Source organism: Mycolicibacter sinensis (assembly GCF_001667375.1).
Taxonomy (GTDB): domain Bacteria; phylum Actinomycetota; class Actinomycetes; order Mycobacteriales; family Mycobacteriaceae; genus Mycobacterium; species Mycobacterium sinense_A.
The window spans coordinates 1-598 of record NZ_LZIN01000027.1 but is presented as its reverse complement, the minus strand read 5'-3'; the positions used below and the strand labels follow the sequence as shown (position 1 = coordinate 598).

Annotated in this window: 1 protein-coding gene; it reads left to right on the top strand. The window is 70.1% G+C overall.

The genetic code is table 11. The features are described from left to right. The coding region (locus tag A5771_RS04955) for a DUF222 domain-containing protein (RefSeq protein ID WP_207545389.1) at nt 1-598 on the top strand (598 nt) is incomplete at both ends.

Sequence of the window (598 nt, the reverse complement as noted above, 5' to 3'; positions counted from 1 at the left end):
AGGTGGCCGCCGCCCAACGCGCCGGCGCGATCGGGGCCGCCCACATCGACGTGATCCGCAAATTCTTCGACTACCTACCCGAGGGCATCGACACCGCAACTTTGGTGCAGGCCGAAGCCGAACTCACCGAGCTGGCCGGCCAATACCGGCCCGAACAACTGGCCAAACTCGCCGGGCGCATGGCCGATCACCTACACCCCGACGGCAACTACACCGACGCCGAACGCGCCAAACGCCGCACCCTGGTGCTCGGCCCGCAAGACCGCGACGGCATGAGTGCGATCAAGGGCCACCTCGATCCGCAAGCCCGCGCCACCCTCGATGCCGTGCTGGCCCGCTGGGCCGCCCCGGGCATGTGCAACACCGACGACCCCACCCCATGTGTGGCCGGCACACCCTCGCAAACCGCGATCGACACCGATGCCCGCAGCGCCGGGCAACGCAACCACGACGCCCTGACCGCAATGGGCCGCGCCCTGCTGGCCAGCGGCGACCTCGGCCAACACAACGGCCTACCGGCCACCACCATCGTCTCCACCACCCTGGCCGAGCTAGAAGCCGGCACCGGCAAAGCCCACACCGGCGGCGGCACCTGGCT